At 51.3% G+C, this 15,536-nt stretch carries 12 protein-coding genes and 1 pseudogene; 7 read left to right on the top strand and 6 right to left on the bottom strand.

The features are described from left to right. Window positions 1-174 precede the first annotated feature (174 nt). Window positions 175-2,412 carry an AAA family ATPase gene (locus tag NQU17_08250; protein ID UUM10676.1) on the bottom strand — a complete coding sequence of 746 codons (2,238 nt, stop codon included), beginning with the start codon at window positions 2,410-2,412 and terminating at the stop codon, window positions 175-177. 233 nt (window positions 2,413-2,645) lie between these two features. Next, entirely contained in the window at window positions 2,646-3,416 is a 771-nt protein-coding gene (locus NQU17_08255; GenBank protein ID UUM10677.1) for an NADPH-dependent oxidoreductase, read from the bottom strand. Between the two features lie 260 nt (window positions 3,417-3,676). Between NQU17_08255 and NQU17_08260 the strand changes: the two genes are divergently transcribed. The 7 genes and pseudogenes from NQU17_08260 (at window position 3,677) to NQU17_08290 (ending at window position 12,611) form a co-directional block, all read left to right on the top strand. After that, entirely contained in the window at window positions 3,677-4,462 is a 786-nt protein-coding gene (locus NQU17_08260) for a GNAT family N-acetyltransferase (GenBank protein UUM10678.1), read from the top strand. Window positions 4,463-4,660: 198 nt separating this feature from the next. Beyond that, window positions 4,661-6,157, top strand: a pseudogene (locus NQU17_08265) (catalase). Between the two features lie 443 nt (window positions 6,158-6,600). Beyond that, window positions 6,601-7,476 carry an ABC transporter ATP-binding protein gene (locus NQU17_08270; GenBank protein ID UUM10679.1) on the top strand — a complete coding sequence of 292 codons (876 nt, stop codon included), beginning with the start codon at window positions 6,601-6,603 and terminating at the stop codon, window positions 7,474-7,476. 12 nt (window positions 7,477-7,488) lie between these two features. Next, window positions 7,489-8,280, top strand: a complete 792-nt coding sequence (locus tag NQU17_08275; protein ID UUM10680.1) for an ABC transporter permease — start codon at window positions 7,489-7,491, stop codon at window positions 8,278-8,280. Between the two features lies 1 nt (window position 8,281). After that, complete coding sequence (locus NQU17_08280) at window positions 8,282-9,061, top strand: ABC transporter permease (protein UUM10681.1); 780 nt, start codon at window positions 8,282-8,284, stop codon at window positions 9,059-9,061. 421 nt (window positions 9,062-9,482) lie between these two features. Beyond that, a complete protein-coding gene (locus tag NQU17_08285) occupies window positions 9,483-10,856 on the top strand; it encodes a UDPGP type 1 family protein (protein ID UUM10682.1) in 1,374 nt (457 codons plus the stop codon). 57 nt (window positions 10,857-10,913) lie between these two features. After that, complete coding sequence (locus NQU17_08290; GenBank protein ID UUM10683.1) at window positions 10,914-12,611, top strand: M3 family oligoendopeptidase; 1,698 nt, start codon at window positions 10,914-10,916, stop codon at window positions 12,609-12,611. Window positions 12,612-12,800: 189 nt separating this feature from the next. Here NQU17_08290 and NQU17_08295 read toward each other — a convergent pair whose 3' ends face one another. Genes NQU17_08295 through NQU17_08310 form a run of 4 tightly spaced genes read right to left on the bottom strand, consistent with a single transcriptional unit; the run spans window position 12,801 to window position 15,347 of the window. Continuing rightward, entirely contained in the window at window positions 12,801-14,069 is a 1,269-nt protein-coding gene (locus NQU17_08295) for a hypothetical protein (GenBank protein UUM10684.1), read from the bottom strand. Further along, window positions 14,047-14,178, bottom strand: a complete 132-nt coding sequence (locus NQU17_08300; protein ID UUM10685.1) for a hypothetical protein — start codon at window positions 14,176-14,178, stop codon at window positions 14,047-14,049. The genes NQU17_08295 and NQU17_08300 overlap by 23 nt, the downstream gene beginning before the upstream one ends. A 15-nt stretch (window positions 14,179-14,193) precedes the next feature. After that, window positions 14,194-15,108 (bottom strand): DMT family transporter, encoded by a 915-nt coding sequence (locus NQU17_08305; GenBank protein UUM10686.1) that lies wholly within the window; start codon window positions 15,106-15,108, stop codon window positions 14,194-14,196. Between the two features lie 26 nt (window positions 15,109-15,134). Next, on the bottom strand, window positions 15,135-15,347 hold the full coding sequence (locus tag NQU17_08310) for a hypothetical protein (protein ID UUM10687.1): 213 nt from the start codon (window positions 15,345-15,347) through the stop codon (window positions 15,135-15,137). Between the last annotated feature and the right edge of the window lie 189 nt (window positions 15,348-15,536).

Consider the following 15,536-nt stretch of genomic DNA (forward strand, 5'->3'; position numbering starts at 1 on the left):
CTATCTGCCTGGTCCGATTTTTCTGAGCCGAGGAGCTTGATCCCATGGTCATGGTCAAGCAGAATTGAGAAAGCGGTGTTGCCAGTGAGAAAGTTGAACGGTCAGGAAAGTCGAAGGGATGAACCAAACTTTTCAAGATTGATTCCTAAAGCATTGGTCAATCCTTGAATGCGCTTAGGTTGGAAGACGTTCAAACAAGAATTCGAGGTGCAAAGCGCGAGTCAGGGCAACGTACTTCAGTCTCAGGTCCAACGGATCACTTCCGAAGGATGGTTCGTCCAAGAGGACGACCGCGTCAAATTCCAGCCCTTTTGTCAAATAGGATGGAATGATCACCCGGCTCAGAGAACTTTTGCGCTTGGTCACATCAATCAGTTCGTATTGAGGAAACTGCTTTTTCAAGAGTCGATGAAGCTGGGCTGCCTCTTCGAAGGTTTTTGTCACCAAAGCCAGGGTATTGCGCTGATCGTTCTGCATGATGGCTTCCACTTCCTTCAGGCGTTCTGCCAGCTCTTCACTGGTCGACCAGGTACTGTGCTGCGGGATGCGTCCGTGTCGCAGGACCGGGATCGCTTCTTTCAGCGGCAGCTGCATCCGGTGCAGGGTGCGATTGGCTTCCCGGATAATCTCCACAGTTGAACGGTAGCTGTTCCTGAGCTCGTAGTAGGCTGCCCCGCTTTTAAAGAGCTGATTCGCTTCCTGCCAGTCTTTGATGGCCCGGTAAGAATAGATGCCCTGGGCCAGGTCGCCAACCAGAGTCAGGGAATCCTGGCGGGCCAGACGGCGGATCACTTCGAGCTGGAGCATGGTATAATCCTGAGCTTCATCCACCACAACATGGGACCAGCTGTGACGGGTTCCGTTCAGCAGCATGGATAGATACATCAAAGCCGACAGATCATCTGCCTGAATCTGATTCCGATCGAACTGGCAAACCCCTCCCAGCAGCTCCCCCTCCAGCTGGAGATGGTCTCGAACAAAGTCCCGATCCTTCAGCGATTCTTCATACTGGTCCAGCACCGAAAGTTCCTTGAAATCAAGAAAATACTCTTTCACCGAACTCTTCGCCATTGCCGTCAGATGCTTCAGAATCTCATCCCGTTCCTGGTAGCACTCCACCAGGTGCCGGCGCATCAGCAGCTCATCTTTGGCAAAGTGTCGCTTGATGGTCCGAACTTTTTCCTGGTAGCGCTGATCAATCCGGATTCCGACCTTATCCGCCCGATCCTTGAGATTTCGCTTCAGATAGGTCTCTATGGCTCCGCGGCGCTCATTCAGCGGCAGATACACTAAATCCTCCAGGAGGAGTCGTCGGATCTCGTCCCCGCTGTAGAGAACCTCTCCGGCCAGCAGAACCGGTCCCCGGCGGGCCATGGCCGCCTCTGCCCGATCTTTCATGGCATCCAGCAGCCGCATAAAGGACGGAGTCCCCTTGATCCGGGAAATTTCGGAATGAATGCGGGCGGTCTGCGGGTCCGCCTCCAGGATGCTCTTCAGAATCTCATCCTTATTCCAGATAAATTTCTTGATCTTCAGCTCCTTCAGGATGATATCTTCCAGCGTAGTCTGAACAACATCCTTGGTTCCAAGGTCCGGCAGAACTTCAGAAATGTAGTCCAGGAACAGCCGATTGGGCGCGATGATGCAAACATCCGATCCCTTGAGGGTCGCCTGGTGAAGATAGAGCAGGTACGCCAGGCGATGCAGCGCCACCGTTGTCTTGCCGGCGCCCGCCGCACCCTGAACAATGATGGGGATATTCTTTGGCGCCCGGATGATGGCATTTTGTTCCCGGGCAATCGTTGCGACGATTTCCTTGAGTTTTTTCGTCGAAGAGCCTTCCAGATTGATCCGAAGAAACTCATCCTGCAGCGTTTTGCCTTCACTGCCCTCGCTGGCAATCAGAATCTGATCGCCCTCATCAAAGTACCGGTCAATCCTGGGAACCGCTTCATCGGTATAGGTAAACCGTCGCTTCAGCGTCAGATCCCCTTCCATAAAGCCCCCCGGAGCCAGGAATTCATTTCTTCCTAACGTTCCGGAATAGTAGAGTTCAGCTACCGGAGCCCGCCAGTCAATGACGTAATCATTACTGGCATCTGTTTCCCGGACAGCATGCTTTCCAATATACAGATGTTCCGGAGCCAGTGCCAGGCGGGGTCTGAAGTCGATTCGGCCAAAGTACGGCTTATCCCTGGATTCCTCGCCCTTTTGCTGACGGGATCTGGCAATCTGCAAGGCCTGAACCGTCAGTTCATATTCCTGGGAGAACGTCCCGCGGCTTTGCTGATAAAGCGTTTCCACCTGCTGTTCCAGGCTGAAAAGTTCTTTCAGGCGAATTTGCTCCGACCCCTCCATAAATTGGCGTACCAGTTCCAGATACTTTTGTTCCAAATCCAGTTCATGATCCATCAAACCCCTCCCCTCTGCTAACTGCAGTTCCTGATAATGACATGATACAGGAAAAGAATTTTACCCCTTTTCCAGATCCCTGACAAGTTCTTTTGTGAAAATATCATTCAAACACTCCTGGGAGGTCGCGCTTGCATGCTGCCCCATAGCGAAACCCCGCCAAAAAGTTTCCTTTTGACGGGGTAAACCGGTCCTGTTCCCTGGCACGGGTCTGTGCCATTTCCCTGTTTAGATCAGGGCTTCAATTTCAAGTCGAATCCCTGGGCAACAATCTGATTCATCATCGCCTGCCGCTCCGGGATTCCGCCACTCAGTTTCTGGACAACCTGCAGCGTAAAGGAATCTGATCGGCGATTGGCTTCACGAAGGTCATAATACGTCGTCATTTCCTGATCATAATCATTCAGTCGACTTAGATATTCACCGGGGAATGACTGGTACCGGTCTTCAAACAGTCTCAGTTCCATTCCCATTCTGGGCTTTTGCTGCGGATTCTGGTTAGGGTATCCAATTCCGAGTCCTACCACCGGGAAAGTGTATTTAGGCAGCCCCAGCACTTCAATGGTTTTGGCGGGATGATTCAGGATTGAGCCCAGGTATACGGCGCCCAGACCCAGGCTTTCAACGGCATTGTTGACATTCTGAGCCATCAGGCAGGCATCCGTAAAGCCCTGGAAGAATTTATCCATATCCCCCGCTTTCGCCGGGTTCTCTCCCATCTCTCTTAATATTTCACTGTTGCGGTGCTGGTCGACGATAAAGATCAGCAGTTCCGGTGCCCTGGCCACGTACTCCTGGCGGCAGACGTTTGCCAGTTCCTGACGGATTTCAGGATCCTTCACCCGAATGATCGAGCAGGCCTGCATTCCGGTCGACGTCGCTGTTCGGCGGGCTACCTCCATGAGCTGCTCAAAAACTTCTGCCGCCACTTCATCCGTCTTAAACTCACGGATCGTGCGGTGATTCAGCGGAGCTTCCAGTGCATTCTTCCATTCTGTCATCATTATCTCCTCCTAATTTGTAATTATCCAACTACAGATGATTATATCACCTGTTTCACAGAAAACAGCAGAACCGATTGAATAATCAGTATCGTCGAATCTTGTTGCGATCTGAACTGATTCACGGCAACAAAACCTGGATGCAGTCACTGAGAACAGTCCTCACTAAAAAACCGGACCATGAAAAAAAAGTTTCCTCCGGCGAAATGATCGGGCTATACTGAAAAGGTCAATAATAATTTTCCCTGAGGAAGGAGATCTCAATGGAACGGTTGGATACGAAGAAAAAAGCACTGGACTGGCTTTATCAGGATGAGCTCATGAACCTGATGTCGATCGAGGGACTGGAACACGGTGGTCTGGAAATCCTTTATGCAGGAACTCAGTCTTTGCTGTTATCCGATGGGACCGCCATGATGATCCATTGCAAGGACCAGTCGGAATGGACTGACCTGCTCCCCAAAGTATGTCAGGAGCTGCCGAAGGATCGGTTTTTTATCCTGAGAGCCCATGAAGACTGGTATCTGGAAGAACTGATGGAGCAAACCGGCCTGAAGGAAACAGAGCCTTATCTGAACAGCATGTATCCCACGGACTTTCCACTGATGGATCAACTGCCGGAACATGTAACCATCCGGCCGTTGACCATGGCTGAGTTTCCCTTGGTGCGCGCGACCTACCGGACCGTGGATGAGGACGACTACATCCGGGAGCGGATTGAGGCGGGCATGCTGGGTGCCTGGTACGGTGAGGAAATGGCCGGCTTCATCGGAACGCATGATGAAGGCACCATCGGACTGCTGGAAGTACTGCCTGCCTTCCGGCGCAAAGGAATCGCCCGGGCACTGGAAGTGGCCATGGTTCGCAGCCGCTGGAAGCAGGGGCGTCGAGCCCAAGGAAACATTGCCGTCGACAATCAGCTCTCCCGGACCGTTCATGAGAAGATGGGCATTCTGATCTCCCAGAACCCGGTCTACTGGTTCTTTCCCGCTGCCCCGGAGGATCCGACTCAGGTGTGTCAGGATTCATCTGAAGCTTCGCCAACTTAGATTAAGTCTAAGTATTTAAATTCAAGTACGATTTATGAAGGAAGCGTAACATATTACCCTCCGATTAATAATTGATGAATCGCTCTGTTATATTGAAGATAATCGAACAGGTTGCTTGTTCTGTTATTAACCAAATGATACAGGGAGGTATGAATGATGGATGACAATAACCCTAAGAAATCAACTGAGAGTTACCCCATGGATAAAAACCAGGCCGGCCCCAGTCAGCCCTCGCGCAATGACCGAAAAGGCGAGCGGACCGACATCACCACTGCTCAGGGCGCTCCCGTTTCAAACAACCAGGATGTCATGACCGCAGGTCCCCGCGGCCCGATGGCGCTGCAGGATGTCTGGTTCCTGGAAAAAATGGCGCATTTCGACCGGGAAGTCATTCCTGAACGAAGAATGCATGCCAAAGGATCCGGCGCGTTTGGCACGTTTACCGTAACCCATGACATTACCAGGTATACCAAAGCTAAAATTTTCTCGGAAATCGGCAAGAAAACCGAGATGTTCGCCCGATTCTCCACGGTAGCCGGAGAACGCGGCGCAGCTGACGCCGAACGTGACATTCGCGGCTTCGCCCTGAAATTCTACACTGAGGAAGGCAACTGGGACCTGGTAGGCAACAATACCCCGGTATTCTTTTTCCGTGACCCCTTAAAGTTCATTGATCTCAACCACGCCGTCAAGCGCGATCCCCGGACCAATTTAAGAAGCGCCAACACCAATTGGGATTTCTGGTCCTCGTTGCCGGAAGCCTTGCACCAGGTCACCATCACCATGTCGGATCGCGGCATTCCTTCCAGCTATCGGTTCATGCACGGCTTCTCCAGTCATACCTACTCCATGATCAATTCGAATGGTCAGCGGTTCTATGTCAAATATCATTTCCGCAGCCAGCAGGGCATCCAGAATCTGACGGATCAGGAATCCGCCGTGGTCATTGCCAGTGACCGGGAATCGCATCAGCGGGATCTGTACAATGCCATTGAAAATAAAAACTATCCCCGCTGGAAAATGTATATCCAGGTCATGACCCCGGATCAGGCCACCGCCATGCCGTACAATCCCTTTGATCTGACGAAGATCTGGTACAAGAAAGACTTTCCCGTTATCGAAGTCGGCGAGTTCGAACTGAACCGGAATCCGGAGAACTTCTTCCAGGATGTCGAACAGTCCGCCTTCTCCCCCCATAACGTGGTACCCGGACTGTCATTCTCCCCGGATCGGATGCTTCAGGCCCGGCTGTTCTCCTATCAGGATGCACAGCGCTACCGTCTGGGCGTCAATTTCCATCAGATCCCAGTGAATCAGCCCCGCGGCGTGAAAAACCCGCACATGTTTTCCCGAGACGGGGCCATGCGGGCAGATGGTAACCTGGGCTCTGAAAATCACTATGAACCCAACAGCTATGGCAACTGGACGGAATCCAGAGAGCACGAGCTTCCGCCGGAAGCCGGGGGCGATGTATTCCGCTTCGATTTCCGCGAAGATGATCACAATTACTATCAGATGCCGGGAGACCTCTATCGGGCAATGACGCAGGACCAGAAGCAGGTTCTGTGTGAAAATATAGCCCGCAACATGGGCGATGCAACGCTGCAAATCAAGCATCGCTGGATCGACCACTGCTATAAGGCGGATCCGGATTATGGCCAGCGACTGGCCAACGCCCTCAACATTGATCTTGAGTCGGTGGATCTGAACCTGCCGGAGCGCAATTCCAAGGAAAACAACTGGAAGGCCAACAACGCTCATCCCGAGCTCAATGTTCCCTCTGAGAACATGGCTCTGAAGGACTGGCAGGAACTAAAGACGGATTACGATCCGATGAAATTCGTTGATCCCATGGAGGATCCTTATTTCCTGTAGTTGAAGCCAAACATAACCTGATGAACCACAGAACAATCCCCGGGCGGCCTGTCTTACAGGCCGCCTTTGTCATATGAAGTTGACCTTTAGGCAGTTCGCCGAATTCCCTGACTGTCAGTTCATGACGAAGTCTGAAAGAGAGGACATGGCGCCGGATGTCAACATTTTGTTGACCGAAGCGGCCGCGGGGAGTAGTCTGAAAGTGAACCTGTCATGATAGGATTCTGCTGCAATATTGTTGGCAAGGAGGAGTGGCACACATTATGAACATCATTGAAATCGACCACTTGAAAAAATACTATGGCAAGCACCGCGGAGTGGAGGATGTTTCCTTTCAGGTGAAAGAAGGTGAAATCTTCGGTTTCATCGGACCCAACGGAGCCGGAAAGTCAACGACAATCCGATGTGCCCTGTCTTTGATCTATCCCACATCCGGGCAAATCCGGATCTTTGGGAAGGATTCCATCAAGGACCGGGTGGAGATCGCCCGGAATGTCGGATATCTGCCGGGGGAAGTATTCTATTACGACAATATGACCGTTCGGGAATTGTTAAACTACAGCTCGTCGTTCTATTCAAAGGTCGATCCCAAAACCGTGAAGGAACTTTGCGAACTGCTGGAACTGGATCCGACCAAACGAATTGAAGATCTGTCTCTGGGCAATAAGAAAAAAGTGGGGATTGTCCAAGGCTTGCTCCATGACCCCCGCCTGATCGTTTTGGATGAACCAACCTCCGGTCTGGATCCGCTGATGCAGCAGCGATTCTTCAACCTGATTGAGGAACGCCGGCGTCAGGGGGCAACCGTTCTGTTTTCGTCCCATATTCTTTCTGAAGTCAAGCGACTGTCCGACCGCATCGCGATCATTCGAAACGGTCTGATCGAAGACATCAACACGGTCATGGGTCTTGAGACAAATGCTTATAAAAACGTAACTGTCACGTCCCCGGAGGAACGGCTGAAACAACTGGACAATCTGTCGGGTCTTGAAATTAAATACTCCGACGCCGGCCAGCGGGAATACCTGTTCCGCGGCGATATGGCTCTCCTGATTCGCGAATTGAATCAGGCACAGGTGAGCAATCTAACCATTGAGGATCCTTCTCTGGAGGAGATCTTCATGCACTATTACGAATAAGGAGGGCCTGGCATGACCATCTTTTGGCAAGAACTGAAATTTCAGCGCCGCTCCCTCCTGATCTGGATCACAACCTTTGCGGCCGTTCTGCTGCTCTTCATGGGGATATTTCCCGGTTTCGCCCAGGAGGCTGACACACTGAAACGCGCACTGGCCGCTTTCCCGAAGGCGATGTTTGACTCCATCGGGATGGATATCGAAAAAATATTCGAAGCCAGCGGCTTTGTCAGTTACATTTATGGATTTATTCAACTGTTCCTGGCCATCATGGGCGCGCTCTACGGCCTGAACATCGTCAATCGGGAGAAAATCGCCCGCATGAATGACTTCCTGTACGTCAAGCCGGTCAGCCGATTGTCGGTGTTTTCTCAAAAGGTTCTGGCTGCCCTGGTCAGCTTCTTTCTCATGAACGCGGTGTTATATCTGATGTTTCATGGCATGGCAGCCATCTGGGAAATCGATCAGGCGAATTTAAATACAATTGATCAGATCATTCTGGGCGGCCTGCTGCTTCAGCTTCTGGTATTTTCCCTTGCCAGCCTTCTCGGTCTTATGCTGCGCCGGTTCAAGAATCCGGTCGGTCTGGCAACAGCCCTCAGCTTTACCCTGTTCTTCATTCTTCTGATCGGTCGATTGATGGACGATGATAAAATCAAAGCCCTCACTCCGTTTGGGTATGTCGAACCTCTGGAGATCACAACCAAAGGCCTCGCGGGAACAACCGTCGCCGGATTTGTCGCCCTGACCGCCGCATTGCTTTGCCTGAATGCCATCCTGCTGATCCGGCGGGACCTGGAGGGATAACATGATACTGCGAGAAATAAAAATCCGCTGGAAAAGTCTCCTGTTCTGGGCCATCGGCTTTGCCTTCATGATCATCGGCGGCATGACCAAATTTGATACATTTTCCGCCGGAGGCAGTCAGGATCTGAATCAGTTCATTCAGTCCATGCCCCGGATCATGCGGATCATCTATGGGATGGAAGGAATTGACATCAGCACGTTTACCGGATATTTCGGACTGCTCCTGCTCTATGTGCTGATCATGGCTTCGATCCACGGCGCGTTTCTGGGCGCTTCCCTGATTCATCAGGAATTCAAGGATCGAACGGCGGACTTTCTGTTCGTCAAACCCATGAGCCGGGATCATATCCTCCTTCGAAAACTGGGCTCCGGCCTGGTGATGATTCTGATTCTGGAGGCGGTCATTGCTGCCTGCTGTTTCTATGTGTTCAATGAATCCGGGCAGCTCCCCCTGTTCGGCAAAACGCTGGCTGCAACCCTTGCGACTCATGTGTTCTTTTTCGGATTGGGCTTCCTGTTCACGGTTCTTTTGCCAAAGTCCCGCCAGGGACAGCAGCTCGCCCTGGTCATCATTCTGGTCAGCTACCTGTCCATCAGCCTGTCCCAGCTTTATGATCAGCCCTGGATCCGAAACCTGTCTCCCATCGGCTGGTATTACGCCCGGCTCTATCAGTCCGGCACCAGTGAACTGTGGCTGGCCGGAGGGATCCTGCTGACCCTGAGCCTTGGTTTCCTGGTTCTGGCGATTGTTCAGTTCCGCCGCAAAGACATCCCGAATTAGCTAAAAATCCAGTCACACCATACGATGAATTCACCAAGACCAGGCAATAATTAAAAAAACGATAACATCCTATCGTTCAGTCTATCTTTAGGCGCAGTCCCGGCTCATGTCGGGACTGCGCTTTCTATCTGCCCACCCTTGCGCTGAATTCAGCAATCACTGGATTTGGAATCGGATCTGAAATCTCAGCATGAAATTCAACGAAGAGTCATATATGAACTTCAGGCATGAATTCAACAATGAACCAGGGATCGCAAGCTCAAACAGAATATTCGAATATGCAGTACAAATATGCAATTTGATACGGATGAATCATGGATTGTAACGATGATCTGACTTATAATAGACCTATGACTGTGCAAACGATGCTCATTTTGCATTGCTGCACCTGCGTCAAAATTCTACCCTGAAGGAGGATTTCATGACCCGAGAAATGGCATGGGACAAACTGACCGCCTACGGCCAGGAACATCTGCTCCGGTTTTATGAAGACCTGGACTCTGAACAACAACAGGCACTGCTCGAGCAGATTGCTGACCTTGATGTTGAATACATCCACCAGCTCTATCAAGATCTGGTAGAACATCGAAATATAGAAATTGACGACGAACTGAGCGCCATGGGCTCTACCACCTGGAATGACGTTGCATCGGAGGAGCGCCAGCGCCTCTGGGAATCAGGACTTGCGGCTATTGGACAAGGTAAAGTCGCAGCCTTTCTGGTTGCCGGCGGCCAGGGTTCGCGTCTTGGCTTTGAAGGACCCAAGGGTGCTTATGATATTGGCCTGCCCAGCCATAAATCCCTGTTTCAGCTTCAGGCGGAGCGAATCCGAAAAATCGGTCTGGATGCCGGGTTCTCGATTCCCTGGTACATTATGACCAGCCCGCTGAATCACGGGGATACGGTTCGTTTTTTTCAAAAGCATGATTTCTTCGGGCTCGATCCGGCAGACATTCGATTCTTCCCCCAGGGCACTCTCCCGTCGGTGGATGAAAACGGGAAAATTCTGCTGGCTCAGCGGGATCGAATTTCCGCTAACCCGGACGGTTCGGGAGGCTGCTTCCGGGCGTTTAAAGATGCCGGTCTGATGGATGATCTCCAGGAGCGAGGCATCGAATACATATTCTTTTACGGCGTCGACAATGCGCTGGTCCGGGTTTGTGATCCCTATTTCATTGGATTCGCCATCGATCAGGCCAAAGATATCGCGTCAAAAGCTGTTCTAAAAGTTCATTCCGGCGAAAAAGTCGGTGTTTACGCCTACCGCAATGGCAAGCCGTCCATCATCGAATATACTGAACTGCCGGAAGACCTGGCGCTGGCTCAGGACGAGCAGGGCCGCCTGGTCTACGGATCAGCCAACATCGTCACCCACGTTTTTCGGACTTCGTTCCTCAATTCCGCATTGGATAAGAAAACCCCCTATCACGTCGCTCACAAGGCTGTGGAATATGTGGATGAAGCCGGACAGCTGGTGAAACCCCTGAAACCCAATGCCTACAAATTTGAGGCACTTTACTTTGACCTGTTCCGCTATGCGGATGACATGGCAATCCTCAATGTCTCACGCGAAGAGGAATTTTCACCCGTGAAAAACTTTGAAGGGGTGGATTCCAAAGATACTGCCCGTGAGATGTTCCTGAACCTGTGCACATCCTGGGTTCGAAACCTGGATCTCGAACCGGCGATGCCCATCGAAATTTCCCCGCTGCTTTCCATTTACGGTCACGACCTGGACCGGACCGAAGTGGAATCCAGACTGAAGGACACCGAATCAGGTTACCTTGCACCGTAATGTCCCTAACGGGACATTTGGAAATAGAGAAAAATATAAAACTTGGAGGAAGATCAGATGACATTCAATGAAATGAACTACCAGCGTCCTGATTTTGACCAGACCTATTCCGATATGAAGGAATACCTGGTTAAAATGGAACAGGCCGCAACCGAAGCAGAATTCTTCAAAGCCTTTGAAGATCTGGATGAATTGTCCAACCACTTCGAAACCATGTCAACCCTCTGCTATGTTCGCCATACCATCAACACCGAGGATGAATTCTACAAGACCGAACAGGACACCATGGATGAGCAGCTGCCGCGCTTCCAGGAAATCGGAACTGAAGGAGCCCGCATCTGTCTGGAATCCAAGTTCCGGCCGGCTTTTGAAGAAAAATACGGAAAACATCTCCTGGAAAAATTCGAAGTTCAGCTCAAGACCTTCAAGCCGGAAATCATCGACGATCTGGTGGAAGAAAACAAACTATCCTCTGAATATCAGAAACTTACCGCTTCCGCCAAGATTCAATTTGAAGGCGAGGAGCGCAATCTGTCCGGAATGGCTCCGTTCATGGAGTCCATGGACCGCGGCATGAGAAAACGGGCCAATGACGCTTCCTGGAACTGGTTTGCCGAAAATTCGGAAAAACTCGACCAGATCTATGACGCGCTGGTAAAGGTTCGGACCCGGATCGGCAAAAAACTCGGCTATGACAACTTCATTCCCGTAGCCTACGCCCGGATGGGACGTACCGACTGGACTCAGTCCGATGCCCGGATTTACCGCGATCAGATCGCTGAATCCGTTGTGCCCCTGACCCAGAAGCTTTATCGCCAGCAGGCCCAGCGCATTGGCATCGATCAGATGAAGAACTATGACGTCAATTTGAAGTTCCTGACCGGCAACCCAACGCCCAAGGGCGATGAACCATACATGGTCCAGGCAGCTGCCGAAATGTACGAGGAACTTTCGCCCAAGACCCATGAGTTCTTCACCCTGATGCGGACCCGGGAGCTGATGGATCTGACTACGAAGAAAGGCAAGGCCAACGGCGGCTATATGACCTTCTTCCCGGAATTCAAGGTTCCCTTCATTTTCTCCAACTTCAACGGCACCTCCGGGGATGTTGACGTCCTGACCCACGAAGCCGGTCACGCGTTCCAGGGCTGGCTCGTCCGGGATTCCAAACCCCGCGCCCTCAATGATTTCACCTCCGAAGTGGCAGAAATCCACTCCATGAGCATGGAGTTCTTCACCCATCCCTGGATGGAGAAATTCTTCGGGGAAGACACGGAGAAGTACTTCTACGCTCATGTCGCCGATACCCTCGAATTCCTTCCCTATGGCGCATCCATCGATGAACTGCAGGAATGGGTCTACGAAAATCCCGATGCCACTGCCCAGGAGCGCAAGGCCAAATACCGCGAGATCGAGAAGAAGTACCTCCCCCACCTGGACTATGACGGTCATGAGTTCCTCGAACAGGGCGGACGCTGGCAGAAACAGCTCCATGTCTACCTCTATCCCTTCTACTACCTGGATTACACCTTGGCTCAGGTCTGTGCTCACCAGTTCTTCAACTGGAGCCGCAAGGACCCCAAAGCCGCCTGGGAATCCTACCTGGAGCTGTGCAGCCAGTCCGGTCGCAAGCCCTTCACCAAACTCGTACCCGATGCCGGCTTGAAGAACCCTTTCGTAGCCGGAACCATTGCCAGCATCACGCCGATGCTGGAAGAATACCTCGACAGCCTGGACTATTCCAAGATCAAGTAATTTCCAGAAAGAGTTTATGCCTTGAGGCAGATTTATATCAGCCTTCAAGCTTAATCCGCTTCATCCTGCCATCCCCCGCAAGGGTGGATGGACAGAAAAGCCAGACCGAATCCTCACGATTGGTCTGGCTTTCCCTTTTTTCTGTTATATTATGTTTGATTTTCAATCAGAACAACTGTTAAAACCTGTTCATTCAATGATTGGCATTGGCCGGTGGGCAGCAGTATCCTGATCTGCTTCCGCCTTGATTCGAATCCGATCCAGGAGCTGCCGCTCCCATTCGATTTCCCCGAGAATCGGATACCTTTTGCATTGATCTTTAAATGCCGCGCGATGCCGCATCGCTTCCGCCTCATTCTTGGTATAGAGCATATGATAGGCTGCCATCAGCCGCCGTTTTCCAATCATCTGGCCCTGAGTCCTGTCGATATAGTTTTTGAGCTCTCCGGTATAGAAGGGATCCACCGTCTCCGGGACTGGATCCAGCATCAGTTGAACAAACAGCCGTTCACACTGCATTTCATATTGATAGTAGAGCAGCAGTCCGCCCTGATTCAGGATTGAATCGATCAGGGAAGCCGCGGCCGAATATTCTTCCCGATCGATCCGATCCATCACCCTGAAGTTCAGCAGGCTGAGAAAACCCTTGTCCTCCATGCCTTGCAAAAGTTCTGCCTCCGAATAGTCCAGCCAGGGGCTGGGGAGATCCTGGAACCGGGTTCCCTGCTGCAGGCGTGCATTCAGATTAAGTACATCCCAGATGACTTTTCGATGAGTCTCTCCTATGCCAGCCTGCATCAAATCGTGACCATCATTTCCGATGCCGCTTAGTTTCATGGGGATTCCATTTTCCAGTGCCATATACAGCGACAGAATGCCTGTGACCAGAAAAAACCGTCCCCGCGGAATATCCAAACCGACGTACTGAGCCAGAAGAAACAGAACTCCTCCCAGAACCAGATTCATCAACACCCCTCCGGCCAGATACAGCCGGTAGGGAAAGCGGTTTTCCCGGGAAGGCGGAGGAGCCATCAGACACTGGCCGGCTGTCCCGGGAATCGAATAGTATTTGAGCCGAAAGCCATCGGGGTACCTGGCCAGCGTCAGATGGAGAAATCGAAAAGATACCAGCCGGTAGCCTGTCAAAAGCCCCAGGAGGCAATGTCCGACCTCATGGAGAAGAATCAGTACCAGATACGCCAGGACCACCGCTGCCACCAGCACAAAGTAGCCGCCTAAGGCAGGAAGCAGCGGCAGATTCAGCAACCGTTCATAGTCAATCCATCCCCCCAGCAGCCCCAGACAGCCTCCCAGAACCAGATAGAAAGCGATGGCGCCGGCACTACGCTGCGGCTCCGCTGGACGCTTGCCCGGATTTATCTTCTGGTCTGCTTTATTCTCAGGCTCCTTCAAGCCCTTTCCTGTCTGCTCGGCTTTATTCGACGGTTTCAGATTCATTTTCATTCCTTCCATATTTTCCGCTATCACCAGAGTTCTGGTCTTTCTTGTTTTTCACTTCGAACTGTTCTTCAAACTCAACAAAAATATCGGTTTCCTCCTGATTCAAAGAATCCACAGGACATTATATATTCTGACTCGCGGCATTGCCTGGATCTGGTTTTCGTCGGTCGAGAAGCTCAAACAGCAGGGTTGCACCCAGGATGAGTACTGCACCGACAACCATTTCTTCCGTGAGCTGTTCGTTCAGAACAAAGCGGGACAAAAGGATGGCGACCACCGGGTCCAGATAACTATAGATCGCAACGGTCTGTGCCGATAATAACTTCATGGATCCAAAGTACAGGACATAAGCAATCCCCGTATGAAGGATCCCTACCGTCAACAGGAATCCAGTCTCACTCAAGGTGAGCCGGTGACCGGTCATGGGACCGGCAGCCAAAGTATAAGGCAGTAAAATCAGAGCTGCCACGGTCAGTTGAACCAGGGTCCGGTCATAGGCTGATATATCAATCAGTTTCTGATTCAACAGAATCACGGTTGCATAGAACACTGCCGCCCCCAGGCCCAGTAGAATCCCCTGGAAATCGGCCGTCCCTCCGCTTCTTTGCCGCATCACGCCAGAGACTAAAATCATTCCGCACAAAGTCAGACCCACACAGATCAGTTTGCTCAGTGTCAGTCGTTCGCCCAGCACCAGGCTGGACAGTAGAATCACAAACACCGGCGCCATATAGTAACTGAGCGTAGCAGCCGCTACTGTCGTATAGCGATATGATTCAAACAGCAGAATCCAGTTGATGCCGATGGCAGCCCCCGAAAGGAGTAATATCCAGCGGTTTCGCCTGATCTGCTTCCAGGACACATTTCGCCCGGTCACTTTCAGAAAAATCAGCAAAAACACTGAGCCGGTCAGTCCTCGCACCAGGGCGATGAGACTCGATGGGAGCGGGATCTGTCGCACAAACAGTCCAATGGTACCAAATAATATCATTGCCAGGGTTAGCTGGCTTCTGGGATGTTCCTTTGTCGAATTCATGTTGATCTCCTTTTCGGCAGCTCTGATCATTCTGACAGCTCTAATGGGTCTGACAACTCAGATCGTTCTGAGGACTCTGATCGCGTTGATGGCTTGATCGCTTTGATCGCTCTGATGGCTTTGATGGCCTTGATAACGTCGCAACCTGAATTGTAGGTTTCAGTCAGCAGTTTCTTTCCAAGTTCCTCCTGAGACAAAAGGAGTAATGGAGTAAAATGAACTTTGTCATCTAAGGTCATCTAAGGTCATCTATTCTGATTATACAGCAGTTATAGTGATAAATATAAATTATACAGGCGATAAAAGAAGCTGCGGGTGACATTGTTGCAATGGTTTTATCTCGGGTTTCAGCCCAGTTTCCCCATAGCGGATTGTTCGTTTCCTGATCCTGTCCGGATGATGAGATCCTGGTTTCCTCACAGGTTCAA

The sequence above is a fragment of the Clostridiaceae bacterium HFYG-1003 genome, assembly GCA_024579835.1.
Lineage (GTDB): Bacteria > Bacillota > Clostridia > Clostridiales > Clostridiaceae > JG1575.

Coding starts and splice junctions, on each gene's coding strand:
- NQU17_08250 (UUM10676.1), bottom strand. CDS start 2,412: ATGGATCATGAACTGGATTTGGAACAAAAGTATCTGGAACTGGTACGC.
- NQU17_08255 (UUM10677.1), bottom strand. CDS start 3,416: ATGATGACAGAATGGAAGAATGCACTGGAAGCTCCGCTGAATCACCGC.
- NQU17_08260 (UUM10678.1), top strand. CDS start 3,677: ATGGAACGGTTGGATACGAAGAAAAAAGCACTGGACTGGCTTTATCAG.
- NQU17_08270 (UUM10679.1), top strand. CDS start 6,601: ATGAACATCATTGAAATCGACCACTTGAAAAAATACTATGGCAAGCAC.
- NQU17_08275 (UUM10680.1), top strand. CDS start 7,489: ATGACCATCTTTTGGCAAGAACTGAAATTTCAGCGCCGCTCCCTCCTG.
- NQU17_08280 (UUM10681.1), top strand. CDS start 8,282: ATGATACTGCGAGAAATAAAAATCCGCTGGAAAAGTCTCCTGTTCTGG.
- NQU17_08285 (UUM10682.1), top strand. CDS start 9,483: ATGACCCGAGAAATGGCATGGGACAAACTGACCGCCTACGGCCAGGAA.
- NQU17_08290 (UUM10683.1), top strand. CDS start 10,914: ATGACATTCAATGAAATGAACTACCAGCGTCCTGATTTTGACCAGACC.
- NQU17_08295 (UUM10684.1), bottom strand. CDS start 14,069: ATGAATCTGAAACCGTCGAATAAAGCCGAGCAGACAGGAAAGGGCTTG.
- NQU17_08305 (UUM10686.1), bottom strand. CDS start 15,108: ATGAATTCGACAAAGGAACATCCCAGAAGCCAGCTAACCCTGGCAATG.
- NQU17_08310 (UUM10687.1), bottom strand. CDS start 15,347: ATGACCTTAGATGACAAAGTTCATTTTACTCCATTACTCCTTTTGTCT.